This window comes from Pseudoalteromonas sp. bablab_jr010, assembly GCF_016464105.1.
Lineage (GTDB): Bacteria > Pseudomonadota > Gammaproteobacteria > Enterobacterales > Alteromonadaceae > Pseudoalteromonas > Pseudoalteromonas simplex.
Window position 1 is genome coordinate 31539 of record NZ_JACDWV010000155.1, and the last position, 25975, is coordinate 57513.

The following is a 25975-nucleotide window of genomic DNA, read 5'->3' on the forward strand; positions in this document are numbered from 1 at the left end:
TTACTTTTTTTTGAAATTTTTTTTGAAATGCATGTTTTTTCCTCAAAAAGCACTGTATTTGTACGCCTATTGCGGAATAAACAAACTGGTCTGATGACTTTGGCTGTGCTATAACCTAAACCATAACAATAAACGTTAAGGAAAATTATGCATTTTGATCAATTACTCGCCATGGCAGCTGAACTTGGTAAAGACAAAACAAAAGTAATGCAGTTTCCAGAAAACTGGTGCCAAGGCCGCACTGCATTTGGTGGTTTATCTGCAGCTTTATTATATCAAGCTATACGGCAGCATATCGATAACTCTCGCCGTTTATTATCTTTAAGTACTAACTTTGTTGGCCCGTTAATCGCTGACAATGATTTTTCAATCGACGTTGAAGTCTTACGTGAAGGAAAAAACAGTGCGCAGGTACTGGCAAAAGTGATTCAAAATGGCGATGTTTGTGTTATTACACAAGCCTGTTTTGGGGCTGAGCGTCAATCAAGTGTACAAGTAGATGTCACTAAAACAATGCAGCTAAAACCCGTTGATGAACGTTTTACCCTACCTTATAAAGAAGGCGTGATGCCGGCATTTTTCCAGCACGTTGCACTGTGTTTGCAAGACGGCAATATGCCTTTCTCTGGAGCAGACACCTCACATTTAGGTGGTTGGATGAAATTCAAACATGTACCAGAGCAAATGAGTGAAGCGCATATCATTGCTTTAACAGATGCATGGCCACCGACTCTATTACAAATGTACAAGCAACCTGCACCAGCAAGTAGTATGTCATGGTACATAGAATTTGTAGAAGAACCTGCAATTGCCTATGATGCTTGGATTGGCTACGAGGCTGTTACCCATCATAGTAAAGATGGCTATGGTCTTGAAGATGGCTGTATTTGGAGTGAAGACGGTAAGCTAATTGCATTGAGCCGCCAAACTGTTGCGTTATTCGCGTAACTCTGGCTCTGAAAGCTGCGCGTACTCAGTACCATCAAGGCGAATAATTGCTTGGTATTCGCCTGATTCTATGATCTCACCAAGACCCAAATTAAACGTGTTTTTTAACGTTTTACTGTAAAAAAACGCAGGTCTTGGTGCTTCTTTAAAGATTGCATGCACAATAAAAGGTTTTACCTCAGCGCTTTGTTTATATTTTTCTAAATAATATAAAAACACCCGGCGCTCTAGAATAATAACATCAACCCAGCCCTTCATAAGGTGATCAACTTGCGCTTCTTGGTTAACCACTTCTTCGTAAGAGCGTAAAATATTGGTAACCGATTTAAAAGGTGCTTCAATAAAATTAGTTGCGTTTTGAAAGGCAAGTACACTTTTACCTGCTAAATCATAGATAGTGCTAATTTTTAAATCTCTATTAGCAAGGCTGACCGCGACATTTTGATAGCGCAGTAGTTCATCACTTTTATAAACATGTGGAGTGAGAACTGGAGGAAAGTTTAATGCAATATCAACCTCTCCCTGCATAAGCTGTTGCTCTGCACGTTTATTAGACATGTAATGAATATGAATATTAGAGATGCCTTGTGACTTAAAAGCTGCTTTTAAAATTTCAAGTTGAATACCGCTATTGGTATCTTCGATAACATAAGGAGGTAAAGAGGCGCTTGCAGCAACAACAATAGGTTGTTGTATATTTGGCTCAGATAAACACTCACCTTTAACACTAATAAACAACATTAAAAGGGTAAATAATTGCTTCACTAATCACCATAATGAATTAAATGTATTAAAAAGCGTAATCGCTTTGTACAAATATTAGCTTATATTAAACAATGCTGCATTTGTATTTATGCAGTATTTGGTGCAAACTTAACTAAGTTCTTGTTTATGAGACCCTAAGTTTGCAAACAGCCTGCCCTAGTTGTGATCTGGTCGTTGAGATCCCACATTTAAATGCAAAACAAGTAGCGCTTTGCCCACATTGCAATACTAAGTTATCAACATCACAAGCCTGCCAAGACAGTACAGTGGTCGCATTGAGCTTAAGCGCAATACTCATGCTTTTAAGCAGTATGTTTTATCCTTTTTTATCTTTCACGAGTAGCGGTATTACACAAACCATTACGCTTCCTGATGCTGCGCGTATTTTATTCAATTACGATAACGATTTTTTGGGTCTATTTATTGACATAAGCATCATAGGCTTACCTATGTTGTTATTACTATTGATTATTCCGCTACATTTAGGTGTATTAAAAATACTACCTTATTTGTGGGGCAAAAGATTGTTAAAAACCACCTTTGCTTTAGAGCCTTGGATCATGTCCGAGATTTTCTTAATCGGGGTGATGGTCAGCATGGTCAAAATAATGTCAATGGCAGACATTGAATTTGGTGTAAGCTTTTGGTCCTATGTGGCATTTGTGGTTTTATATGTAGCAACCATGGCGAAGTTAAATAAACACTATCTTTGGAAGCAATTAAAAGAGCCCGCATATATAGATCAAACAATTGCAAACACACGAGCTATCGATCAAGGACTGCGTGCTTGTCATGTTTGTGGCCAATTATGTAATACTGAAATTTGCTCGCGATGTGACACAAAAACCTTTACCCGCAATCCTTATAGTGTACAAAAAGCGTTTGCTTGGTTGATCACATCTGTCGCTTGCTACATCCCAGCCAACATCTACCCAATTATGTATACCACCAGCCTAGGTGATGAAATGCCTTCAACGATTATTGGTGGTGTGATGATTTTGTGGAATAGTGGTTCTTATCCAATAGCCATGATCATATTTTTGGCCAGTGTGGTTGTTCCCCTTGCCAAAGCGCTAATCTTAAGTTTTTTATGCTATATGGTGATGAAGCCTGCAAATAGACAAACAAAAGGCTATACACGTATCTACCAATTAACTGAATTTATAGGTAAATGGTCAATGATTGATGTATTTGTTGTCGCGATTCTAGTAGCCTTAGTACAACTAGGAAATTTAATGTCTGTGACACCAGGCATCGGCACAATATTTTTTACCACTATGGTAATTTGCCAAATGTTGGCAGCCCATGCATTTGATCCACGCTTACTGTGGGACAGCCCTACTAATTTAAAGAAAGTAAAACAAGAGACTCTGGCATGAGCGAAAACGCTAAAATAAAATCAGCGCCAAATATTTCGGCTATTTGGATAATTCCGTTAATAGCCCTACTAATAGGCGCATGGATGTTATACCAGTATCAGGCAAATAAAGGCACCACTATCTTTATAAAAATGCCTCATGCGGAAGGTATCGTTGCTGGCAAAACTGAAATAAAAGTACGTAGTGTAAAAATCGGCCAAATTAATCATGTACGTCTGTCAGATCAGCAAAATAGTGTAATTGCAAGAGCTCAAATCGATAAACACTATGATGACCTATTAACTGACGATGCAAAAATTTGGGTCGTTAAACCACGAATTGATGATACAGGTATTACTGGAATGAGCACTCTGCTCTCAGGCGTATACTTAGAATTTGCACCGGGTGAAAGCAAGAAGCTAGCGGATAAGTTTGAACTTCAGGATGAACCCGCATTAATTGGCAATGATGTTAAAGGTGGTCGTTTCACACTGCTTAGCTATAACGCTGAAGTACTTGATGTAAGTACGGGTATTTATTTCAAAGATTACAAAATTGGCCAAATAGAAACTGCAACCTTTGACTGGAAAAATCAGGCCATGAAATATGGCATTTTCATTAATGAGCCTTATCAAAATTTAATTACCTTAAATTCTATATTTTGGGTGAACTCAGGTATCGAAATAGACCTATCAGCTGATGGAATTAATGTAAATACAGGTTCATTAAGTAAGTTACTCAAAGGTGGAATTTCTGTAGGTATACCTGAGCAGCAATCTCCTGGTGAAGTCGCCACTAATGGACACAGTTTTTCATTAAGTAATAGTTATAAAGCCGCGTTAGAAGAGCGCTTTTATGACTTTGATTATTACTTAATCGATTTTGAGCAATCAATTCGTGGGTTAAGAGCTGGGGCACCTGTTGAATACCGTGGTATGCGTATTGGTAGTGTGGTTGAAGCACCAGCAAGTGTCATGATCGACGGCAAGCCTGCACACTTTAGAACTGACAATACCGCAGTACCTGCCCTTATTAAAATTGAATATGGTCGTCTTTACCACGACAGTACAGCTGCACGCGAGTTTTGGCATTCAAGCTTAGATAGCTGGATTAAAAATGGCCTTAGAGCCTCTTTAAAGCCAGGTAACTTACTTACCGGCGCTGTATACGTTGACTTAGACATTTATGATAACGCGGAACCTGCCGAATTAAAGACTATAGCAGATTATACCGTATTCCCAAGTGTATCGAGTGGTATTACGGTCATAGCTGACCAAGTATCCGATGTGTTAAATAAAGTGAACAACCTTAAGATAGAAGACAGCTTGGCACAAATGCAAACTACGTTTTCTGAGTACCAAGAACTTGCTCATGACATGCGAGAATTGATCAATAAACAAGATACCCAAGATTTACCCGGTGATATAAATCGCAACTTTGCAGAAATGACTAAAAGCATGCAACAGTTCGATAAAACCATGAAACAATTTGAAAAAACCATGGCAAGTTACGAACAAGGTTCGGCTTTCCATCAGCAGTTACAAACTACCTTGTCCGAATTTAAACGTTTAAGTGAAGAGCTACAACCACTTACACGTGGCTTGAACCAGCAGCCTAATATGCTGATATTTGATAAAGAACTACCCGCAGATCCAACGCCGAGGAAACAATAATGAACTATAAACGCTGTGTTTCAATCGCAGCAGTGCTGTTACTTTCGGCCTGCAGTCAGACGTCATTCTCAACTATTGAGTATTATCAATTCTCGCAGCCAATCGTGAATATGCAGCGGTTAGCTGAAAATACGCAAGCTCAGCTAAGGATCAACACAGTACAATTACGTGGTGCGCTTAATAATCGCGGTATTGCTATGGTACTCGACAACAACCGAGTCAATGCTGCTAACTACCATTTATGGAGTGAATCACCGGATTTAATGTTAACCGCCAGTGCCCATCAACAGCTTTACACTGACCTTGATAATTGGATGGTAATAAAAGGTTTACCGGTGATCACCGATTTAGATCAACAAAGCTATTATGAATTAGAATATGAGCTACATCACTTTAATGGCGATGAGCAAGGCAATGCCAACATTGCAGGGCTTTGGCGTTTGTACTATACAAACCCTGAGTCGGGCCGAAAGTTAAAAGCGGTTAATTACTTCAATGAGCTCACACCATTACAAGCAAGTGATTACGAAGGGCTTGTCGCGACACTTGAGTCAACATGGTTAAAGGTAAACAAACAAGTTGCAAACGAAGTATCAAAGCTTACTCTTTAAAAAGAGTTTTAGAGGCTGATTGTCATCGTTAATGATGACATCGCCTATGAACTCAAAGCCAAGTTTCTGTAACACCTTTTGTGAGCCAATATTTGTTGGTGAGGTTATTGCTGCAAGTACACCAAGCTCTAATACGTGTTTTTTGGCCATCAATAACCTAGCAGCAGATGTAATAATACCCTTGCCTTCATAGTTAGCTAACAAGGCAAATCCTAAATCGGGGATAGCTAACGCATCGCGCTGAAAGAGCCCCACCATTCCAATCGGTGTATCATCAGCTAAACAAACAATATAACTGCCAAAGCCAAATTGCTGGTGGCTATTTATAAACGTTTGTTGAATATAATGCTCTGCTTGTGCGGGCGTATTAATGTTTTTATTACCTATGTGCTCTAAAAATGTTGCTTGGTTTAAAAGCTCAACGATAAACGCGGCATCATCAGGCTGCCCAGCGCGCAAATATATATCTAACATTTATTAAAACACCTTACTCACGACATCATTGGTAAAATTAAGGCAATCAAGAACACGCTCTTTTTGTACTTTAGATAACTCGTCAATATCGAAATAGCCATACTCTGTGTGCTCATTACTCAACATTATCTCAGCGTCCTCAGCTATATGAGCACGAAAAATAAACGCATGAGAGTTAAACGCTGTGTGATAATAAACGCCACTTAAATAAGCGATATCTACATCACAATTAAGTTCTTCTTGGCATTCGCGAAGTAACGCTTGATGAATGGTTTCACCTTTATCTAAAGCGCCGCCAGGTAGCCCCCAACTTTTTTGACCGTAATCAGCTTTTAGTAATAACACCTGACCTTGGTTGTTGGTGATAACCGCATGGCTACTGAGTCTGTAAGTATCTGAAAATGCCATAATCCCTTTGCTCAATTAATAAAAAGTGACGTTATAGATGAGTGTAAAATAATTATCATCGCAATTAAAATTGTTATTGACTAAATTAATATTCAGGATTATTTTTCTTGCGATGTTTTGGGCAAAACAAAAGCAGTATACCCTCTATACTGTCTGGCGCCAGCCAACGCAGGCACTTTCCCTAAAGGGTCCATAAAAGTGTGTTCGCGTAAAGCAGTTAATTGAGTCAATAGACTTTTGATTTCTCTAAGCAATCTCGATTGCTTAACTGTGTGAAAATTATAATGCAAGAACCTTCTGCGTTAAGTTTACTGCCGCCAGTATTGGTGGTGGTTTTGGCCGTATTTTTACGCCGCCCTATTTTATCTTTACTGATTGGTGCTTTATTTGGTTTAGCCATGCTAGGTCCGACCGCTGTGTTAGCCAATTTTGCTGATATTTCATTAAAAGTAATGCAAGACGAAACCATTGCCTGGCTAATTCTAGTCTGTGGTGGATTTGGTGCATTAATCGCTTTATTAGTAAGAACCGGGGGTGCAAGTGCATTCGCCGAATTAGCGTTAAAATTTGCCAAAGGCCAGCGTTCATCGTTAGTAATGACCTTTGTGCTAGGTGTAATTATTTTTATCGATGATTACCTAAATGCATTAACCGTCGGTGAAACTATGAAGCGTATCACCGATAAGTTTAAAATTAGCCGCGAAATGCTCGCTTATGTTGTTGACTCAACGGCTGCGCCTATTTGTGTGCTTGTACCACTCTCTACATGGGCCGTTTTTTTTGGTGGCTTGTTAGTTGATAATAATGTTGCACCAGAAGGTCAAGGTATTGCTGTATATATCCAAGCAATACCTTACATGTTATATGCTTGGTTTGCAGTCATTGTGGTATTACTAGTTAGCTTAAATGTCATTCCTGCTTTTGGTCCGATGAAAAAAGCACAACTACGTGCCATGAATAATCAAATCGAAATATCAAATAGCCAGTACACAGATGTTCAAACAGCGGATGAATACGCAGTAAAAGCAGCAGAAGAAAACTTTGAAACAGCCGCTTCAAACGGCAAACTCTATAACTTTTTAGTACCGATAGTTTTACTTGTTGCGTTTACTGTTTACTTTGACATTGACGTCTATAAAGGGCTGCTGGCAACCTTTACCGTTGTTTTGCCTTTTTATATGTTACAAAAGTTGATGACATTGTCAGAACTCGTTGAGCGTATGCTCGATGGTTTTAAAAGCATGATACCCGCTATAGGAACTGTGGTTGCAGCATTTATATTTAAAGATGTGTGTGACCAATTAATGCTACCGCAATATGTCATAAATACCTTGAGCCCTTATATGACAGCACAGTACTTACCAGCCGTGGTGTTTTTAGCAATGGCAGTCCTTGCTTTTGCAACAGGTTCAAGCTGGGGGATTTTCGCAGTAACTATTCCTATTGTAATGCCACTGGCTTACGCAATTGATGCCAATATTCCTTTAGTGATTGGTGCTTTGTTATCGGCGTCGTCATTTGGTAGTCAAGCGTGCTTCTATTCAGATTCCACCGTACTTGCTGCACAAGGCTCAGGGTGTGATTTAGTCAGCCATGCTATCACGCAACTGCCTTATACCTTACTTGCTGCAACGGCTGCATTTATAGGATTTTTGCTTATCGCATAAATCAAAAAGCCCAAGCAATAGCTTGGGCTTTTGTTTATCAACTATTAAATTAGTTTTGGAATTTAATGCCTTTGTAAAAACTTTCTAAGTTTTCAACTTTTGTTTGGCTTTTCAGATCTGCAAATGGCTTGTCTGCAAACTTACTACCACGCATTTGAATGTTTAAACGCGCAGCTTCACTATTGAGCATCGTTTTCTTGTAATAATCTTTCAGATCAGCCAAGGTTACTTTTTCAACTTCAGCGATAAGCTTTTCTTTAGAGTCAAACTTAAAGTTCTCACGATACCAGTCTGTAATAAGTGGCGACATTTCATCACTTAAATTCTTAGGTTGCTCTTTTAAAGACACAAGCGTTGCATTTTTAAGTTGTGCAAATGTTTCTTCTGTCATGTTATCAAGCTCAACTGCGTATTGCTTTTTAAACTCATCAAAGCGCGCCTGCATCTCTTTAGGACCTTTAACCGGTGTTTGAATGTAAAGACCTAATGCAGAATAATCTTCGATTGGACGCGCTAACGCACCAACCGCATAAGCAAGTTGCTCTTCAGTACGTAACTTATCAAACGCTACGGTTCTAAAGTGGCTTTGTAAAATTTGTGCCTGTGCTTGTTGTTTATAGCCAGGGGTTGGGTGAACAACCATGTCAATGATTGCTACATCAGCTACATCAATATCTTTTTGTAAAACGATACGCTCACCAGGCTGAGGCAACCAGGCTTTACTTCTAGCAAACTCGGTCGCTTTATGACCTTTTGGTAAAATAGCGGTTAGTTTACTCGCAATAGCGTCAACATCATTTTGGTTGTAGTTACCAAACGTGAATACGCGTAAGTCATTGGCAGCAAGTGTTGATTGCTTAATAGCCGTAAAATCAGCTAAGGTTAGCGCATCTGCCGCAGCAATCAAGGTTTCGGTATCAAATTTACCACTACGAGTAAGCTTAGAGTACTCACCGAATGCTTGATAAAACGGGAACTGTTTTTGCTGATTTAGTAAATCACGCTTAAAACGATCGATTGCTTGGGCAAAACCTTCTTCAGACACTTCTAACGTTAGATTTTCAAGCGCCTGAGCTAAAAGGACATCTTGTTTATCAGTGAAACCACTAAGCGATAACACAAGGCCATTACTTGGTTGTAGCCCTAAACTCATACCTGCAACAGCGGCTTCCGTGCTTAATTTACTTTGTTGTAAGTTATAAAGATCAGCCCAAATTGAGTAAAGAACCTGTGATTTTACATTCACAAGGGCATCTGGCGTATTAATATAAACTTCAACAAGACCTTTAGGCTGCTCAGCAAACTGCTGACTTGCTTGACGCCAAACTTTAACGCCTTGCCGATCAAATACGAGTTCAGGATGCGCTTGTTGTTTAAACTCAGCTGTTTTAATTGCAAAGCTTTCAGGTAATAAGCGGTTTACTGTTGGTAATGCTAACGCGTATTCACTTGGTTTATTCCAGCTTGCAACTTCTGACTCGCTGATATCTTCAATACGATATTTACCATCGTAAAAATGCAGCTGTGAATCTGTCTCTTCTTGTTTTGAAATATACCAAATACGTAAAGTATCTTCGTTTAATTGCGAAAGGACATTTTGCACCGCATCTGCATCAAACTTGGCATAATAATAAGGTGCGTTAATTGCGTTGTTCACAGGGAACTTTTGCATGCTATCAGTTAAGTTACTTACATAACCAAACTCATCCCCTTTTTCTAGGAATTGAAACGAATTGTTTAACGATGTACGAATTTCATTAAAGTATTTGCTATCAACACCCTGCTCTTTGATAAGTGCAATATATTGCATAACCATAGCAACAATTTCTTCGCGGTTTTGCATGCCGGCATCAGTCAATTCAATATCAACTGTTAAGCTTCCGTAGTTCCCATATTGCGTTGGTGAAGCAGAAGACGATAAACCTGATACCCAACCTTTATCACGTAGTATTTGTGCTGGGCTGCCTTGCATTTCGTTACTTAAAAGGTAAGAAACAAAACGGTTTGGTTTTACTGCAAACTGTGAACTGTTATCAGCAATAGTGAATTCTAATTGCAGTTGCTTTACGTCTTCATTCGGTGCGTAATAAACACGTTTACCGCCAGCTTCAGAGAAGTCTAACTTATCAGTCACTGTTGGCTTTTCGATATTTTTATTTTCAATATCAGCAAAGTACTGTTTTGCTTTTGCTTCCATCTCAGCAAGTGGACGATTAGAAATCATCGCCACTTTCATAATGTTCGATGAATAGTACTTGTTATAAAAAGCAACGGTTTCTTTATGAAGATTGCTGCCTTCTTTATCACCTAGTGTTTCTAGGTTACCAATCAGGAAACGATTAGCAGGGTGTGAGCCCATCATTTGACGTGCCAGTTTAAATTGGCCAAAAAAGTCCATCTCACGGCGCATTGACCATTCGGCATTTACGGCATTTTTTTCTTTGTCTGTGTACTCAGGGTAAAGCTTTGGTGATTTAAAGAAATCCGCAAAACGGTCAAGTGCTTCATCGTAGGCATCATTGTTCACTTTGAACATGTAGTTTGTGATATCTAACCAAGTGTAAGCGTTATGAGCACCGCCATTTTTAGTCATAAAATCACTGTAACCTTTGGTGTCTGGGTAACGATCGGTACCAAGGAACAGCATATGCTCTAAATAGTGCGCCATACCTTGTTGCGACATAGGGTCGTGCAATAAACCAACACCAACACTCAATGCAGCAGCTGATTTTTCAGCACTTGGATCTGAAATTAAAATTACATCAATTTCATTATCAAGTTTTAATGTTTTGTACTCACGGGTGTCGTTTGGGCTGATAACTAACGAGTCTGGAATAAGGTTAGTATTAGCAGCAGGAGGCGTTGTGGTAGAAGTAGAAGAGCAACCTGCTAACACTGCAAAAGCGATTGCACTGAGTCCCATTATTTTTTTCATTATTTTGTATCCATTAGGAATTGAATAAATTTTTATTTATCATGTGTTTTCGAGCGCCGCAATTCAATGCTTTTCAGTTAAGTTACAGCAAAACTTTGTAACACATTGTGAAAATGCAGTACTTACGGTTAAAATTAATAGCAATATCTATAACAAAGGATGAGCTATGGAAAAGTGGCTAATTGTAGCAATGTTCACTCAAGTCTTTCTGACATTCATTGTGATGTACATTATGGGTAAACGCCGCTTTCGTGCGGCAAAACAAAAAACCATTGAGATGAAAGACTTCTTAACAATGGAACTTGAAAAGGCTGGGGATAATGTTCGCGTAGCAGATCGTAACTTTATCAATCAATTCGAAATGCCTGTGCTGTTTTTTATTGCCTGTTTAACAGCTCTGCAAGTCAATGCTGTAGGTACTGTTTTTGTTGCCCTTGCTTGGGTTTATGTTGCATTAAGAATTATTCATAGCGTAATACACTTAACTTCAAACACCTTGAAGGCGCGCTATTATAGTTTCGTTGTCAGTAGCTTTATAATGCTAATAATGTGGGTGCTGATTTTAGTTAGAATCTTTTAATAATCATCAATACAAAGAAATAAGGCGCTTTTTAGCGCCTTATTAACTTTGTTGGTTGGAATTATTTACGACGAGCAAAGCCTGCTAGGGCTAATAAAGATAGCATCCATGCAAGACTACCACCTGAACTACTACCGCCGTTGTCTGAAGCGTCATCTTCATCAATCAGCGTGTTTTCTTTTGGTGATAAAGAAGCAGATGAATTAGGGTCATCGTCAATCACAGTTACACTGTTAATGTAAAATAAGTTTTCACCACTAAAACCTGATGTTGTATCTGGGCACTGCTCTTCATTTAAGTTTACTACTGGGATCTCTCCACAATGTACTAATTCTGTGATTTGCTCTATCACAGCCATACTCTGGACAGTTACCTCGCCAAAAACGGTAAAGCCACCATTTTGTAAGTCAAGATTTGCGCTGTTATCTTTTAAATTAAAAAACCACTGACTGGTTGCACTGTTAGCATTGCCACCAAGCTTAGCCATTGCAATGGTACCTTTCACATTAGACAACTCTGGTTCATTAGTAATAGCGTCTGCGGTGTCTATCGCATCAAAGTCAGTACCAAATTTAAAACCCCCACCTTGTAAAATAAAGTTATCAACAGAACGATGGATAACGGTGCCATCGTAGCTACCATCTGCAACATAATTTAAAAAGTTCTCAACTGTAACAGGTGTCTGTTGATCATAAAGATGAATCGTAATGCTGCCCAGGTCCGTTTGCATTTCGACAATAGTTGCATTCGCTGTAAAACTGCTAGCCAATAAAGCTGTTGCAAGTAGATGTTTTTTCATTGTTTATCTTTCCTGATAATTTTTATTATAAAACTGCAAGAAGCTTAAACAAAATAGGCAGGTGCTTAAATAGCAAACAAAACAGTTACACAAAACGCGTCAAATCAATTACATCTCAGTTACATTAATTTACACTGTGTATTCATTATGGTTATAAAAAGTTTAAAGATTAAATCAAAATCGTCTTATCAAATAGGCTCAGTTTGTTAGTATCTGCACGACAACAATGAACACACAGGAATGAACCATGGCGAATGAAGAGAACGCAATATGCGATTTTGGCCTACACCAAGGTGAGCCTTATAGTAAGTTACCCGCTAGTTTTTTAAATTGGATGGTCGGCAATAATCATCTTAAGTCTCATTATGCAGAACAAGAACTACAACGAAGACAACTTGCCGCAACAGGACAACTAAATACAGAAAATAGCGACAAAAGTTTATAAAAGACATTTAATTTAAACTTAAGTCGTTTAAACTAAGCGCATAATTAACCTACTGCTCTATTCAGGCAAACAATTATGCGTTTTTTTTTACTAACATCGCTACTGGTTACCCTAACCGCGTGTAGCTCCTCTTCTAACAATACAGATTCAGCCCAATATTTCACTCTGCTCCATACTAATGATAATCACGGTCGTTTTTGGAATAACGAACATGGTGAATATGGTATGGCTGCTCGCAAGACTTTAATTGATCAATTAAGAGCCGATGCTAAAGCACAAGGACATGCAGTTTTACTGCTGTCTGGTGGCGATATCAATACAGGTATTCCTGAATCAGATCTACAACACGCAGAACCGGATTTTAAAGGTATGTCTGTAATTGGTTACGATGCCATGGCAATTGGTAACCATGAGTTTGATAACCCGCTGGCTGTACTCGATAAACAGCAAAAATGGTCTAACTTCCCTTTTTTATCAGCCAATATTATAGATAAAACGACCGGTGAAACTCGTTATCAAGCATACAAAATCTTTGAAAAAAACGGACTCAAAATTGCTGTCATTGGTTTAACCACAACAGATACAGCAAAAATAGGTAACCCGCAGTATATCGGTGGCCTAGAATTTAAAGACCCTACAGAAGTGACTGCAAAATTAGCCCCAAAAATTGAAAAGCAGTACAAGCCTGATATCACTATTGCTGTAACGCACATGGGTCACTATGTTGATGCTAACTTTGGTATTAATGCACCCGGTGATGTGACTATGGCGCGTAACTTACCAAAAGGAATGCTAGATATTATTGTCGGCGGTCATTCACAAGAGCCGGTGTGTATGAAAGAAGCCAATGTTGCTGACGAAAGCTTTATGCCAGGTAAAGCGTGTAAGCCTGATCAACAAAACGGTACTTGGATCATGCAAGCCCATGAGTGGGGTAAATATGTGGGAAAAGCTGAATTCAAGTTAGAAAACGATGAATTAACTCTGCTTAATTACTCACTTATTCCGGTAAACCTTTATATCGATGATGAAAATGGCAATAAACAGCTAGCGGCTGAGTACATCGAGCCAAACAAAAACTTACAAGACATGCTCGCGGTTTATCAGAAAAAAGGTGCAGCACAAATTGCTGGTAAAATAGGTAACGTGGATGCAAAACTTGAAGGTGACCGCAATAAAGTACGCTATGAGCAAGTAAACTTAGCACGCGTTATTATTGCTGCACAAATGCAGTCAGTGGGTGCTGATTTTGGTTTAATAAGCGGTGGCGGTATTCGTGATAGCATTCAAGCTGGCGATGTCAGTTATAAAGATATTTTAAAAGTTCATCCTTTTAAAAACCGTATCACCTATATTGATATGACAGGCCAAGAGCTATATGACTACTTGCAGGTTGTTACTTCTTTCCCACCTGATTCAGGTGCCTACTTACAATACTATAAGCTAAGCTTCAAACGCGATAACGACACTTTATCTGATGTTAAAATTGCTGGTAAACCACTTGATATGACTAAAACATATCGAATGAGTATTAATAGCTACAACGCCTCTGGTGGTGATGGCTACCCTACGCTTACCAATAAAAAAGGCTTTGTAAGTACAGATGATACCGATGCACAGGCATTAAAACGTTTCTTTGAGCAAAATAGCCCTGTTAAAGCGGCTGATTACACTCCTAAGCAGTTTTAGATACCTAATCATCAATATCTAAATAGATAAAGGGAAGTCAGTGACTTCCCTTTTTACTTTAAAACTAGATTATTTGCCTATGACTTCAATATCGGTGCTCTCAATCGACTTCAATCCGTAATGATGTAATCGAGAGCGTGAACCTTCACCATGGGCTTTAGGCGGATAATAGGTTTCTTTTATCTCAAGCTGGTCTTGCCAAACTTCATCAAGGGCTGCCCGAATTTCGCTTAAAGTTTTTTCTAAGCTATTAGTAAAGTTTGGTCGTTTACGTATTGTGTGACCAAGCTCAACTAACCGGTAAAAATACTTGTTCGCTAAAGTCAGTAATTCTTCTGGTACATCTTTATTTTGATTAAGCACTACGTCTGGTTGTTCAATACAAAACTCAACTAAAGCAAGATAAAAACACAATGGTTTATTCGCAAGGGCCACTGTTTTATCAACATCGCAACTAGCAGCCAAGGTTTTATTTTGAAGATCGACTATCAATTTAGGTTTCTCTTCTATCTGAACTGCAACTTCAGGTTCGTTTTTAGCTATTTGAATCTTGGTTCGTTCACTGATAAATAATAAGTAGGTAAATGTAGATGCAAATAAGCAGACCAGAATGAACACAGCTATATCGTTTTTATCTAATAAAGAAGATGCGATAACAAAGCTAACCGTTAATGATTTTTGAGGTGCATGTAATTGCTTAGTAATTAAATCAGCACGAGCAGGATATTCCGAAATACCTTCAATAGAGTAAACCATCACGCCTGAGTCTGCTAACTGAGCATTAAGACGTGTGATATAATTGAGTACCATGTCTCTACTACCGGAGTGCTTCAAAAAACCATCTGGTAAATTTAAATGGTTTAAATCAAGAGCAATACGGTTTTCAACTTTTGCTAAAGTCAGTGCATCATTAGTTGTTGTCTTATAAGCTTTTGCAATAATGAAGGTAGCAAATAATACCAAGCAGCAGCTTAAAAATATTGCGCCATAAACAAGCTTAATTCTAATTGGCAGCATTGCTATCCCCTACTTTCATTGTTTGCTGAGTCGAGTCACATTCCCAAAAAGACTCAACATGATTAAAGTAATGAGAATTTTGATTGTGTGCCAATAGGGTTAACTGCGCTTGAACTGCACATAAAAGGTCGGTGTTCTCGTCCTGCATTTTTAAATACCAACGACTGCCACTTATATTGTCGCGTATAGGCGTAATATAATTTTTAGAAAAACGTTGCTGGTCACTGTCTTGCCAATAAGAAGAAATTAAATCAACCTTTCCGCTGGCAAGCAGCTCTCTTAACTCAGTATGGGAACTAGCGTAAGTTATATCTAGGTTTTCTAGGTTGATATCTAATTTTTTAAATAGCTGCTTTGGTAAAATATGTCCTGAGCGACTGGTTGGGTAATCAAGTAAACCAATGCGTTTATCTAAAAAGTAGCTCTTATCAATTCTAGGTTTTTCTTTACTCGAAATTAAATAGGCAGTGTAATCAGGAAATCCAACAACAGCTTGGTAGTTGTAAGTTGACTCCGCCATAAAAGCGTTAATTAAATTTTCTTTAGCAAGGATTAAATCAGCAATCCCTTTGCCTAAAAACTCAATCGTGTCTGAGGTTTTATAACCCCAATAAGAGGTTACCTTGCCATATTGTTTACTTATGATGTCATCATTGCATAAGGTTTTAGCAACATCCTCAGCCAACACTTTGCCCGATGAATACACCACTAACTCGTTAAGGTTAACCTCTGATTTGGTATCACATTGAAAAGACGTTTCAATAAATGCATCGATATCAGAAACAGCCGGTTTACCCTGCAAAATTCCGATATAAAAAAACAAAATAACTGATAGAAACAAAAATGTAACAATCGACGATTTTTTTATTAGTATTGTTCTTAAATTCAATTTTAATAGCCAACAACGCTCCGTTGTCTCTATTTGAACAATTATTCTTACTTATTACAACAAGTAATTTTACTTGAATAATTTAAACCATTGATAAATAACATATATGAACAAGAAATTATGAATCTTATTGAGTCCTTTCTATTTGATTTTAAATTCAGGAAAATATGCCACAAGAAATCGTGCTTCATTGCACATTCATTTTGGACACTGAGTCAATGTTACAAAAAACAATAAAAATGTTGCTGTTATCAACACCAGTTATTTCAGCAGTGTTAAGCACCCCTGCAAATGCATGGGGTCAAAATGGTCATCGTATTGTTGGTGAAATTGCATCTAAGCATATTACAGACACCACTAAACTAGCATTAGTTCCTCTACTCGATGGTGACTCACTAGCACAAGTTGCAACGTGGGCTGATGAAATGCGTTCTGCTCCAGAAAATTTCTGGCAAAAGAAATCTTCGCGCTGGCATTACATTAACTTTAAAGAAGGCGATGCTAAACCCCATTACGATTCAGATGCCCATCATAATAAAGAAACCGTGTCAGATATCCTTGAAGGCATGGAATACTCAATCTCAGTTTTACAAAACCAGAAAGCCTCACTAGCTGAAAAACAGTTCGCACTGCGTTTTTTAGTTCATCTAGTTGGTGACAGCCACCAACCTTTTCATGCCGGACGCGGTGAAGATCGTGGTGGCAACAATATTTCTGTCACATTCTTCGGTCAAGATACCAATTTACATAGCCTATGGGACACAAAACTCATTGAAAATGAAAATTTGTCCTATACTGAGTTTGCGCAATTTATAAATACAACAAATCAAGCGTTAATCACGGACTATCTTGCCAGTTCACCTAGCGATTGGTTAATCGAATCAAATAATATTGCAAATTCACTGTATAACGAAAATGAAACAAACGTAAGTTATAGTTATATCTACAAAAACTTACCAATTGTTAAAACTCGCCTACAACAAGGCGGTATAAGATTGGCTGGTTTATTAAATACGTTATTTGATAAATCAGCAAAACCGTTAGTAAAGGCACTTAAGATGCCAACTGACAGCAAACTATAAATGAAACATAACCTCTAACACGGGAAATAACATAATGAAAATCCAACTCCGCAAAACAGCTCTATCACTTGCTATTGCAGCATGTGTTGGTGTGAGTGGTGCAGCGTTAGCAAATGAAACAACATCTGCTATCAAGGGTCAAATCAAAGGTCCTAGCGGCAACCCTGCTGCTGGCACTAAGATCACTATCGTTCACTTACCTTCAGGTTCAACTAAAGAAACTGAAACGAACGATGCGGGTTACTTCACAGCAAAAGGCCTACGTGTAGGTGGTCCTTACCGCGTTGTTGTAGATTCTGACGTATTCGCAGATCAAACATTCAACAACATTAACCTACAAGTGGGTGCTGACTACCCAGTTAATGTTACGTTAGAGAGACAATCTGATGTAGAACAAATCGTAGTTACTGGTCGCCCTATCAGCCGTATGTCTGGTGGTACAGGTCCTGCTGCAACGTTCACTCTTGAAGATTTAGAAAACCAACCAGCTATCAACCGTGATTTAAAAGATATCATCCGTATCGACCCACGTGTAACTATCGATGATAGCCGCGGTTCAATCAACTGTGGTGGTGGTAACCCACGTTTTAACAGCTTAACGCTTGACGGCGTTCGTATGAACGATAACTTCGGTTTAAGCTCAAATGGTTACCCAACTATCGGTGCTCCTTTCTCTTTCGATTCAATCGAGCAAGTTGCAGTTGAGCTAGCACCATTTGATGTTCAATATGGCGGTTTCACATCATGTAACATCAACGCAGTTACTAAATCTGGTGGTAACGAAGTACACGGTGGTGTTTTCTTCGATTACACAAATGATTCAATGAAAGGCGATAAAATCGAAGGTGAAGACTACGACAACGGTGATTACACTGAAAAACGTTACGGCTTCAACGTTGGTTTACCACTAATCAAAGATAACCTTTTCTTATTCACCTCATACGAAAAAGTTGAAGGCGTTAAACAATACGAGTATGGCGGTTTAAACACAGGTAGTGTTTCAGCTGCAGACGTTGCTCGTGTACAGCAAATCGCACAAGACGTATACGGTTATGACGCAGGTGGCATGCCATCTAGTGCTCCAGTAGAAGATGAAAAAATCTTAATTAAGTTAGACTGGAACATCAACGATGACCATCGTGCAAACTTAATCTATAACTACAATGATGCTTTCACGCTATCTCAATCAGATGCATACAGCGATACAGTAGCTTTAGATAATCACTTCTTCAAGCAAGGTGCTGAGTTTACATCAATCATCGGTTCACTATACTCAGATTGGTCAGACAACTTCTCAACTGAAGTTCGTATTGGTAAGTCAGAGCTAGATGCAACGGTACAATCTTTAGATGCTGCAAGCAGCTTTGGTGAAATGCAAATTGATACCGCTGACGGTGGTACTATCTACATTGGTCCAGATGACTCACGTCAATCAAATGACCTAGACTATGAGACAACGACTGTAAAACTTGCAGGTACTTACTACCTTGATCAACACACGATTACCGGTGGCTATGAGTACGAAAAGCTAGACGTATTTAACCAATTCGTACAGCATACGCAAGGTGAGTGGCGTTTTAACTCTGTAGATGATTTTGAAGATGGAATTGCTGATGGCTTGTACTACAACAATGCTGCGGGTACAAACAACCCGACCGATGCAGCTGCAAGCTTCTCTTATGCTCAGCATACTTTCTATGTACAAGATGAGTATAGCTTCACAGATTTAGATGCGACGTTAACATTTGGTCTTCGCTATGATAAATACACAAGTGATGACGCGCCTAACTACAACGAGAACTTTACAAACCGCTACGGTTTCAGCAACCAAGCAACATTTGATGGCATCGATTTAATTCAACCACGTGTAGGCTTTGAATGGTATGCAACAGACTCGTTAGAAGTACGTGCAGGTGTAGGCCTATTCTCTGGTGGTAACCCGAACGTTTGGTTATCTAACTCGTACTCAAACGACGGTATCACTAATATTAGTACCGGTATTAAAGATGTAGACGGTGTTTATTATCTAGATGAAGAACAAAGACAAGCACGCCTAAACCTATTTGACACTCCAAATGTTAATGGTGGTACTCCAGGTTACGAAGTACCTCAAGATTTATATGATAAAGTTGCTAACACTGAAATAGGTGCAGGTGACTCATCAGTAAATGCTGTTGACCCAGACTTTGAAATGCCATCAGAGTGGAAATACTCAGTAGGTGCAACATACACAACTGAAGATGAATACGTTTTCTCTCTAGATTACTTATTCACTAAGCGTAAAGATGCTGCAATTTTACAAGACATCGCATTACAAGATTCAGGCAGAACTACATTTGACGGTCGTCCAATTCTTGAGTCTATCGAAGGTCGTAGCGGTGACTTACTGCTGACTAACGTAAGTGGTGATAGCGGTGAGTCTCACATCATTTCTGCTGCAATGAGTAAGCGTTTTGATAACGGTATTAGCGTACAACTTGCTTATGCTTACACTGACTCAACAGATGTAAACCCAATGACTAGCTCTGTAGCGAGTTCAAACTACGGTAACATGGCGACATACGATCCGACTAACCCAGGTGCACACACATCTGATTACGAGATCCCTCATCGCTTCACAATGACATTAGGTTATACAACTGAGTTGTTTGATGGCTACAGCACACGTTTCAACTTATTCAGCGAAACGTTCAAAGGTCTACCTTACAGCTATACATATAACGGTAGTGACGGTGTTTGGGGTGATAGCAACTCTAACCGCAGCCGTCAGCTAATGTATATCCCTGAAGTAAATGACCCTAACGTTGTTTACGACATGACACCTGAAGAAGTAACTGAGTTTAACCAGTGGATTTCAGCTCAAGGCCTTGAACGCGGTGAAATCGTTAGCCGTAACAGCCAAAATGCTGATTGGTTCACTAAAGTTAACTTCAAGATGACTCAAGAGTTACCTGGTTTCATGCCTGGTCACAAAGGTGAAGTATTCTTCGTTATCGATAACTTAACTAACATGTTAAACGATGACTGGGGCGTACTTAAGAAAGGTAACTTCGTTGGTAACCGTATGATCAAAACATCAATCGATGACCAAGGTCGTTACGTATACTCTGACTTCAGCCCTAACAATGGTAAAACTGCAACTCAAAGCGGTGCATCAGTTTGGGAAATGCGTGTAGGTGTACGTTACACATTCTAATAACGAGTTAAACTTGTTATGAAGCAAAAGCCCGCCCCTACTGGCGGGCTTTTTACGTTTTGGAGAAAGTTAGGGAGTTGCTAGTTACGAGAGTAAAGCTACTAGGGGAAAGTTAGCAAGCGTAAAGCTCCAAGAGTAAAGTTAGCGAGTTGCTAGGTAGCAGCGATTTTACATCGCGCCCTTCTACATAAAACCTAGAACCTAACACCTGATAAATCTTTTCGTAGGACTGGCTTTAGCCGGGAATGGTTGTAGAAATGAGATACGAGATACGAGAGGAAAATAAGCCAGTACCAAGATTAAAGCTTGAAGTAACAAATTAATGCATTTATATGAAGCAGATTTTACATCGCGTCTGAGGGCTGATGTTTAACTCGATCTAAGATTGTTATGTAGGTCGTCATTTATAGCGACAAATGTTTAAACACCGAATGATGACGGGCTAAAGCCCGACCTACACTGATATGTAAATGCAGGCCAATGAGACCTGCACAGTTATGTCTATTTAAGCTGCGTAAACCGCAAGTGGATGTGTTGTATTAATAGAAACATGTACTTCATCACCTGGGCGTACCATCACTTCATGGCTAACACGGCTTGTCACCACAGTATCACATGCCAGTTTAACAGCGCATAAACGGCTACCACCTTCGTAACGTACCCATGTCACTTTACCGTTGCTAGTAGCTGCATTTTGAATAAGGTGAATATCATCAGGGCGAAGTAATACATCAACCTTCGCGGTTTCATGATCAACCTTAATAGCTGGGGCATTACCTAAATCAGTGGTGGCAATATCACCTTCACAGTTACCGGCAATGAAACTTGCTTCACCTAAGAAACGTGCAACAAAGCGATTGCTTGGTAAGCTAAAGCAGCGTTCAGGGGTATCGATTTGCTGAATAATCCCTTCTTTAAGTACACCAACTCGGTCACCGACAGATAAGGCTTCTTCTTGGTCATGGGTTACCCAAATTGCAGGTACACCCGCATCTTTTAATGCATTACGAATATCCCAACGAAGGGTATCTTTTAAAGCTGCATCAAGGTTTGATAACGGTTCGTCAAGCAATACAAAGTCAGGTTCGTGAGCCAATGTACGGGCAAGTGCTACACGCTGCTTTTGACCACCCGATAAAGTAGCGGGCTTTTTATCACGAAAAGCTTCAAGACCCAGTAACTTAATCCAGTGATCTGCTTTTGAAGTATCGGTTAATCTAAAGCAAATATTTTGCTGTACTGTTAAATGCGGGAATAACGCAAAGTCTTGAAATACCATCCCTACTTTACGCTTTTCTGGTGGCACTTTTAATTTGGGTGTTGCCCGCCATGAGCCTAAGTTAATTTCGCCTTCGCTGATAGGAATAAGCCCTGCTAACGCTTGTAAAATTGTACTTTTACCACAGCCAGTTGGACCAACTAGCATGAGGATCTCACTTTCCCCAAGTGATAAGTTAAGTTCACTTACCACACGATTGCTACCATAATCGATAGACAGCTTACTAACTGATAGCATTAAACTGATCCTTAATGTTCTAATTGACTGCGCTTTTCACCTGAGAGCATTATAGCTAAGCCACATGCTGATATCACTACTAACAAGAGCCCAGGAATGGCAGCGCGACCGAAATAACCGGCTTCATAAACTCGCCACAAATAGGTTGATAGGGTTTCAAATCCTGTTGGGCCGAGTAACAATGTTGCTTCAAGCTCTCGCATTGATTCTAAAAATACCAAGGCTGCACCAGCAATGATACCGCGTAGTGTTAAAGGCAAGGTAATACGCATAAATGCTTCACGAGGGCTTGCGCCTAATACGCGAGCTGATTTAATTAAACTCGAATCTAAGTGTTCTGTGCTGGTTCGCACAGAGCCAACTGCCAACGGTAAAAAGCGCAGCACATAGGCAATCACTAATAATGCCAGAGTTTGGTATAAAAGCGGTAATTGCAGGCCACCATAAACAAGTGCAGTACCCATTACGATACCTGGAATACCAAATCCGAAATAAGTAACCCGTTCCATAATGCGCCCTACTTTACCGCTTAAGGCAGCATGCGCTACAGGCACAGCAACCACAACAGCGACAATAGCCGCAATGCCAGATGCATAAGCTGAGTTCCACGCAATGCTGAAATCAAAATCAGCAACACCATCACGGGCAAGCCAAAGGGTAAAAATGGCTAACGGCAAACAAATAGCCAATAATAAAACAGGTAGAAAAGTCACCAGCATGGCTAACTTTTGCCCGTTTGATGGAAATAACATTAGCGGTCTACCGTGGCGCTCTGAAGCTGTTTTAATTTGTGATTCGATGAACAGTAAAAAGCCTACTATTACCATTAATTGAAGCGACAACATCGCTGCACGACTTAAGCCAAAGGCGTTATATTCAACATAAATTACCCGAGTAAAGGTATCTAGGCGCATCATCGCCGGTGTACCAAAATCTGATAGGGTATAAAGTGCAACAAGTAATGAGCCCGCCGCTATACCGTTTATTACGCGCGGTAATATGACTTTAAACACACTCATCGGCATCGACATGCCTAAAGTGCGAGCCGCGTTTACCATGCTGGCATCGAGACTAAGTAAAGACGAACGCGTAGTTAGCATCACAAACGGAAATGTGTATAGCGTCATTACAATGGCAGCACCCGTTAAGCCATACATAGGCGGGGTTTCAAAGCCTAGCAGCTGATTTATCTCACCACCGGGGCCAAATGCTGCATATAAAGTAAACGCGCCAATATAACTTGGAATAGCAAGTGGCGCTGCAAACAAAACAAGCCAAAGCTTTTTAAAAGGAAGTTGAACATAGGCACTGATAAACGCCAGAGGCACGCCAATTAAAATAGAGCCTAAAACAGTTAACACCATAAGTGATAAGGTGTTACCTAGAATTTTTAAATTGTGACTATCAAAAACAGCCGTCGCATCACTGGCTAAGGTGATCAGAATATAAACTGGCACTAACGCCAAAAGCGCTGCAAGCAGCGCCATGGGATAAGAAGCAGGTATGCGCATTATAAAATACCACTACTGCGCATAAGGTCGAGTGTTGGCCTTAAATCTGCCAATTGAGTTAAATCGATTTTCGGCGGTGACACATCCGTTAATGCTGGTAACCCAGCAGGCTGTTCGATGCCCTGGATCAATGGAATTTCGTACGCTTCACGTGCTAAGTAACTTTGTACTTCAGAACTTAGTAAGTAGCGCATAAAGTTCATTGCATTTGGGTTGTCTGTCAGTGATAACACACCTGATGCATTAACTAAACAACCGGCATCTTGATTGGTAAATGCTAGATCAAGATTAGCATCAGGTTTACCTGACTTAAGACGTAACGTGTAATAATGGTTTGCAAAACCAATATCCACTTCACCACGCTCAACAGCCATCACTACGCCAAGCTCGCCTGCATAGGTTTTCGAACGTTTTTGAACTTTCTTAAGCCATTTAGCGGTTTTATCTTCACCTTCAAGAATACGCATTGCCGTGACAAATGATTGGAAAGAAGCATAAGCCGGTGCCCAACCAATAGATAAATCGCTATCAGCAATGGCCATTATGCTATCTGGGATCTGATCTTTACTTAGGCGCTTAGTGTTATAAGGCAATGTACGAATACGACCTGTCACAGGTGCCCAGCCCGGATAACGAAACTGCGGTTGTAACTGCGCCTCTAAGTCAGATGGTAGCGGTTTAGCTAAACCTGCATCTGTGACTAAGCCAATCGCACCAGAGTCAACCGCCCAAAATAGATCAGCACGTTTAACACCCGCTTTCGCTTCTGCCACTATCATGTTGGCAAGTGCAGCAGTTGGGCCACGGCGAATAGATAAATTAAGTTTTGGGTTTTTCTTTTGGATTGATTGCAGTACGTTTTCGTACAAACCACCTTCACCACGGCCTAAATATAAAGTTAGGTCACCCTCTAGGGCTGGTAAGTCTTTCACTGAAATTGGGCTTGCAGCAGAGGCTGCAAAGGCACGAGAAAGAGGTAGCGGCATTGCGCCTACTACCCCAAACGCAGCCAGGCCTTGAATAAAGGTCCTACGCTTCACTAAAATACATCCTTACGTGCTTTTTCGGCTTCTTCTAGTAACACCTTAGCGCGATCTAGTTTTTCTTGCATATCAACAACCACTGCACGGACTTGGTCAACAGACCCTTTATCAGAAATAGCTTTAGGCAGGGTTACGTTAAAATCTTTTTCGAGTACTTCTACTAACTTCGCATCTTTTTCGATAAGTGTACCTTCAACACCTTCAAATAAGTGAAGGTAAGTATCGTGTACAATTTGCGTTGCTTCATCGCTTAAACGTTCTGCGTATTTTGCAACAACACGGTCTAATTTATGTTTGATCTCATCGATAGTAGCGCTTTGCGTCATTGTTTCAGAAGCAGTTGCTTTTACAGCTTTTAATAAGCCTTTTTGCTGGAAGTCAGCAGCAAGTTTAACAGCTCCAAGACCCTGCCACAAGGCAGCATTTAAGGCCTTTTGGTGCTTACGTACTTCGCTTGCTGGTTTTTTGTCATCAATAGCCATTTTGATACCATAAATGCCTTGCCAGATTGATGCATAAACCGGCACATAATTCGTTTCAATCGCACTGTGAAACTTTACTGATTCCCAGTATTCAATTAAATCATCGCTTTTAACTGCTTTTGCGCCTTTTGTTTCATAATCGGTAACCATGGTGTCAACTTTACCGACCATCCACTCAACGTCTTCTGAGTAATCTTTTAAATTTTCTTTTAGATGATTAACGTGCTCACCAATTGGGCCATTTGCCAATACAGGTTGGGCAATAAAAGTAGATGCTAATACTAGGCTAAGACCTAGTGTTTTAACGGTGTTTAACGCTAATTTCATAGGGGGGACATCCAAGTTTCTAATTGTAAATGATAGCCATTATCATATATGTATCGATTGTCTAAATCAATTGCTATAAAGCCTTGATTACAGATTTAAACATTTTTATTTAAGTGATTGGAAAGCTTACTAAGAGTGCTTATAAATTGTTTAAGTTCTTGGCTATCTAAGTCACTCACTAAACCTGCTTGCCACTCATTTGCTAATGGCACAATTTGTTCATGCAGACGGTTCCCCTCAACGGAAAGCGATAACAAACTTGCGCGTTTATCCTTAGGGTTTTCTTTGGCTATTATAAGGTTTCTGGTCAATAGCGACTTTACTGCTCGAGACACCGTTGATTTATCCATTCGTGCCATATCACATAATTCTTTAGCAGTGCGCTCGCCATATTGGGCCAAATTCGCAACTATACGCCATTGTGGCACGGTTAAATCGAACTGCTGTTGATATAGCTCACTAAACTGCTCACTCATTTGCATTGCAATATTAGTTAGTGAATAAGGTAAGAACTGTTGTAAATCGAGCGTTGTTTGATTATCTGTCGTCATGGCTGCACT

22 protein-coding genes are annotated in these 25975 nt (G+C 39.7%); 10 read left to right on the forward strand and 12 right to left on the reverse strand.

Annotation, left to right across the window (positions count from 1 at the left end):
- Nucleotides 1-147 precede the first annotated feature (147 nt).
- Nucleotides 148-948, forward strand: coding sequence for a thioesterase family protein (locus JIG37_RS16215; RefSeq protein WP_199529829.1), 801 nt, complete (start codon nucleotides 148-150; stop codon nucleotides 946-948).
- Here JIG37_RS16215 and JIG37_RS16220 read toward each other — a convergent pair.
- Nucleotides 937-1713, reverse strand: coding sequence for a transporter substrate-binding domain-containing protein (locus tag JIG37_RS16220; RefSeq protein WP_235373655.1), 777 nt, complete (start codon nucleotides 1711-1713; stop codon nucleotides 937-939). The two genes, JIG37_RS16215 and JIG37_RS16220, sit on opposite strands and share 12 nt — an antisense overlap.
- 140 nt (nucleotides 1714-1853) lie before the next feature.
- Here JIG37_RS16220 and JIG37_RS16225 point away from each other — a divergent pair, with 140 nt between their 5' ends.
- From JIG37_RS16225 to JIG37_RS16235, 3 genes are read left to right on the forward strand one after another with little or no spacing between them, the layout of a single operon-like run.
- The gene (locus tag JIG37_RS16225) at nucleotides 1854-3092 is read left to right on the forward strand and encodes a PqiA/YebS family transporter subunit (RefSeq protein ID WP_199529830.1); all 1239 of its coding nucleotides are present in this window, start codon (nucleotides 1854-1856) and stop codon (nucleotides 3090-3092) included.
- Entirely contained in the window at nucleotides 3089-4744 is a 1656-nt protein-coding gene (gene pqiB / locus JIG37_RS16230; RefSeq protein WP_054552207.1) for an intermembrane transport protein PqiB, read from the forward strand. Before JIG37_RS16225 ends, pqiB begins: the two co-directional genes overlap by 4 nt.
- A complete protein-coding gene (locus JIG37_RS16235; RefSeq protein WP_138599794.1) occupies nucleotides 4744-5355 on the forward strand; it encodes a PqiC family protein in 612 nt (203 codons plus the stop codon). Before pqiB ends, JIG37_RS16235 begins: the two co-directional genes overlap by 1 nt.
- Here JIG37_RS16235 and JIG37_RS16240 read toward each other — a convergent pair.
- On the reverse strand, nucleotides 5338-5829 hold the full coding sequence (locus JIG37_RS16240) for a GNAT family N-acetyltransferase (protein WP_199529831.1): 492 nt from the start codon (nucleotides 5827-5829) through the stop codon (nucleotides 5338-5340). The genes JIG37_RS16235 and JIG37_RS16240 overlap by 18 nt on opposite strands.
- A gap of 3 nt (nucleotides 5830-5832) precedes the next feature.
- Entirely contained in the window at nucleotides 5833-6237 is a 405-nt protein-coding gene (locus tag JIG37_RS16245) for an NUDIX domain-containing protein (RefSeq protein WP_138599796.1), read from the reverse strand.
- A gap of 284 nt (nucleotides 6238-6521) precedes the next feature.
- Between JIG37_RS16245 and JIG37_RS16250 the strand changes: the two genes are divergently transcribed.
- Nucleotides 6522-7904: a Na+/H+ antiporter NhaC family protein gene (locus tag JIG37_RS16250; RefSeq protein ID WP_199529832.1), complete on the forward strand. Its 1383-nt coding sequence runs from the start codon at nucleotides 6522-6524 to the stop codon at nucleotides 7902-7904.
- A 49-nt stretch (nucleotides 7905-7953) separates the two neighbouring features.
- Here the strand turns inward: JIG37_RS16250 and JIG37_RS16255 are convergent, their stop codons facing one another.
- A complete protein-coding gene (locus JIG37_RS16255) occupies nucleotides 7954-10839 on the reverse strand; it encodes an insulinase family protein (RefSeq protein WP_199529833.1) in 2886 nt (961 codons plus the stop codon).
- 166 nt (nucleotides 10840-11005) lie between these two features.
- Here JIG37_RS16255 and JIG37_RS16260 point away from each other — a divergent pair, with 166 nt between their 5' ends.
- Nucleotides 11006-11419, forward strand: coding sequence for an MAPEG family protein (locus JIG37_RS16260; RefSeq protein WP_054552201.1), 414 nt, complete (start codon nucleotides 11006-11008; stop codon nucleotides 11417-11419).
- A gap of 61 nt (nucleotides 11420-11480) precedes the next feature.
- On the opposite strand, the gene JIG37_RS16265 is transcribed toward JIG37_RS16260, so the two are convergent.
- Nucleotides 11481-12218, reverse strand: coding sequence for a peptidylprolyl isomerase (locus tag JIG37_RS16265; RefSeq protein ID WP_138599800.1), 738 nt, complete (start codon nucleotides 12216-12218; stop codon nucleotides 11481-11483).
- A gap of 247 nt (nucleotides 12219-12465) precedes the next feature.
- Here JIG37_RS16265 and JIG37_RS16270 point away from each other — a divergent pair, with 247 nt between their 5' ends.
- Entirely contained in the window at nucleotides 12466-12663 is a 198-nt protein-coding gene (locus tag JIG37_RS16270) for a hypothetical protein (RefSeq protein ID WP_054552199.1), read from the forward strand.
- Nucleotides 12664-12738: 75 nt separating this feature from the next.
- On the forward strand, nucleotides 12739-14352 hold the full coding sequence (ushA, locus tag JIG37_RS16275) for a bifunctional UDP-sugar hydrolase/5'-nucleotidase UshA (protein ID WP_199529834.1): 1614 nt from the start codon (nucleotides 12739-12741) through the stop codon (nucleotides 14350-14352).
- Between the two features lie 69 nt (nucleotides 14353-14421).
- Here the strand turns inward: ushA and JIG37_RS16280 are convergent, their stop codons facing one another.
- Both JIG37_RS16280 and JIG37_RS16285 read right to left on the reverse strand, forming a co-directional pair.
- Nucleotides 14422-15369, reverse strand: coding sequence for a hypothetical protein (locus tag JIG37_RS16280; protein WP_199529835.1), 948 nt, complete (start codon nucleotides 15367-15369; stop codon nucleotides 14422-14424).
- Nucleotides 15356-16258 carry a hypothetical protein gene (locus tag JIG37_RS16285; protein ID WP_054552196.1) on the reverse strand — a complete coding sequence of 301 codons (903 nt, stop codon included), beginning with the start codon at nucleotides 16256-16258 and terminating at the stop codon, nucleotides 15356-15358. The genes JIG37_RS16280 and JIG37_RS16285 overlap by 14 nt, the downstream gene beginning before the upstream one ends.
- Before the next feature lie 218 nt (nucleotides 16259-16476).
- Here JIG37_RS16285 and JIG37_RS16290 point away from each other — a divergent pair, with 218 nt between their 5' ends.
- Together JIG37_RS16290 and JIG37_RS16295 are read left to right on the forward strand one after the other, a co-directional pair.
- Complete coding sequence (locus JIG37_RS16290) at nucleotides 16477-17340, forward strand: S1/P1 nuclease (protein ID WP_194441397.1); 864 nt, start codon at nucleotides 16477-16479, stop codon at nucleotides 17338-17340.
- A 34-nt stretch (nucleotides 17341-17374) separates the two neighbouring features.
- Nucleotides 17375-20536 (forward strand): TonB-dependent receptor, encoded by a 3162-nt coding sequence (locus JIG37_RS16295; RefSeq protein WP_199529836.1) that lies wholly within the window; start codon nucleotides 17375-17377, stop codon nucleotides 20534-20536.
- A 505-nt stretch (nucleotides 20537-21041) separates the two neighbouring features.
- Here the strand turns inward: JIG37_RS16295 and JIG37_RS16300 are convergent.
- The 5 genes from JIG37_RS16300 to JIG37_RS16320 form a co-directional block, all read right to left on the reverse strand.
- Nucleotides 21042-22052: an ABC transporter ATP-binding protein gene (locus tag JIG37_RS16300; protein ID WP_194441116.1), complete on the reverse strand. Its 1011-nt coding sequence runs from the start codon at nucleotides 22050-22052 to the stop codon at nucleotides 21042-21044.
- A gap of 11 nt (nucleotides 22053-22063) precedes the next feature.
- Nucleotides 22064-23563 (reverse strand): iron ABC transporter permease, encoded by a 1500-nt coding sequence (locus JIG37_RS16305; RefSeq protein WP_054552193.1) that lies wholly within the window; start codon nucleotides 23561-23563, stop codon nucleotides 22064-22066.
- Nucleotides 23563-24603 (reverse strand): extracellular solute-binding protein, encoded by a 1041-nt coding sequence (locus JIG37_RS16310; protein WP_138617304.1) that lies wholly within the window; start codon nucleotides 24601-24603, stop codon nucleotides 23563-23565. Before JIG37_RS16310 ends, JIG37_RS16305 begins: the two co-directional genes overlap by 1 nt.
- Nucleotides 24603-25415 (reverse strand): hypothetical protein, encoded by an 813-nt coding sequence (locus tag JIG37_RS16315; RefSeq protein ID WP_054552191.1) that lies wholly within the window; start codon nucleotides 25413-25415, stop codon nucleotides 24603-24605. Before JIG37_RS16315 ends, JIG37_RS16310 begins: the two co-directional genes overlap by 1 nt.
- A 95-nt stretch (nucleotides 25416-25510) precedes the next feature.
- Nucleotides 25511-25966 (reverse strand): MarR family winged helix-turn-helix transcriptional regulator, encoded by a 456-nt coding sequence (locus JIG37_RS16320; protein ID WP_194441113.1) that lies wholly within the window; start codon nucleotides 25964-25966, stop codon nucleotides 25511-25513.
- Nucleotides 25967-25975 lie beyond the last annotated feature (9 nt).

Bases quoted from the DNA above. Each gene is read 5' to 3' on its own strand.
- pqiB (WP_054552207.1), top strand. From the start codon at position 3,089: ATGAGCGAAAACGCTAAAATAAAATCAGCGCCAAATATTTCGGCTATT.
- JIG37_RS16215 (WP_199529829.1), top strand. From the start codon at position 148: ATGCATTTTGATCAATTACTCGCCATGGCAGCTGAACTTGGTAAAGAC.
- JIG37_RS16250 (WP_199529832.1), top strand. From the start codon at position 6,522: ATGCAAGAACCTTCTGCGTTAAGTTTACTGCCGCCAGTATTGGTGGTG.
- JIG37_RS16240 (WP_199529831.1), bottom strand. From the start codon at position 5,829: ATGTTAGATATATATTTGCGCGCTGGGCAGCCTGATGATGCCGCGTTT.
- JIG37_RS16235 (WP_138599794.1), top strand. From the start codon at position 4,744: ATGAACTATAAACGCTGTGTTTCAATCGCAGCAGTGCTGTTACTTTCG.
- JIG37_RS16265 (WP_138599800.1), bottom strand. From the start codon at position 12,218: ATGAAAAAACATCTACTTGCAACAGCTTTATTGGCTAGCAGTTTTACA.
- JIG37_RS16315 (WP_054552191.1), bottom strand. From the start codon at position 25,415: ATGAAATTAGCGTTAAACACCGTTAAAACACTAGGTCTTAGCCTAGTA.
- JIG37_RS16300 (WP_194441116.1), bottom strand. From the start codon at position 22,052: ATGCTATCAGTTAGTAAGCTGTCTATCGATTATGGTAGCAATCGTGTG.
- JIG37_RS16270 (WP_054552199.1), top strand. From the start codon at position 12,466: ATGGCGAATGAAGAGAACGCAATATGCGATTTTGGCCTACACCAAGGT.
- JIG37_RS16295 (WP_199529836.1), top strand. From the start codon at position 17,375: ATGAAAATCCAACTCCGCAAAACAGCTCTATCACTTGCTATTGCAGCA.
- JIG37_RS16320 (WP_194441113.1), bottom strand. From the start codon at position 25,966: ATGACGACAGATAATCAAACAACGCTCGATTTACAACAGTTCTTACCT.
- JIG37_RS16255 (WP_199529833.1), bottom strand. From the start codon at position 10,839: ATGAAAAAAATAATGGGACTCAGTGCAATCGCTTTTGCAGTGTTAGCA.
- JIG37_RS16280 (WP_199529835.1), bottom strand. From the start codon at position 15,369: ATGCTGCCAATTAGAATTAAGCTTGTTTATGGCGCAATATTTTTAAGC.
- JIG37_RS16245 (WP_138599796.1), bottom strand. From the start codon at position 6,237: ATGGCATTTTCAGATACTTACAGACTCAGTAGCCATGCGGTTATCACC.
- JIG37_RS16290 (WP_194441397.1), top strand. From the start codon at position 16,477: ATGTTACAAAAAACAATAAAAATGTTGCTGTTATCAACACCAGTTATT.
- JIG37_RS16305 (WP_054552193.1), bottom strand. From the start codon at position 23,563: ATGCGCATACCTGCTTCTTATCCCATGGCGCTGCTTGCAGCGCTTTTG.
- ushA (WP_199529834.1), top strand. From the start codon at position 12,739: ATGCGTTTTTTTTTACTAACATCGCTACTGGTTACCCTAACCGCGTGT.
- JIG37_RS16260 (WP_054552201.1), top strand. From the start codon at position 11,006: ATGGAAAAGTGGCTAATTGTAGCAATGTTCACTCAAGTCTTTCTGACA.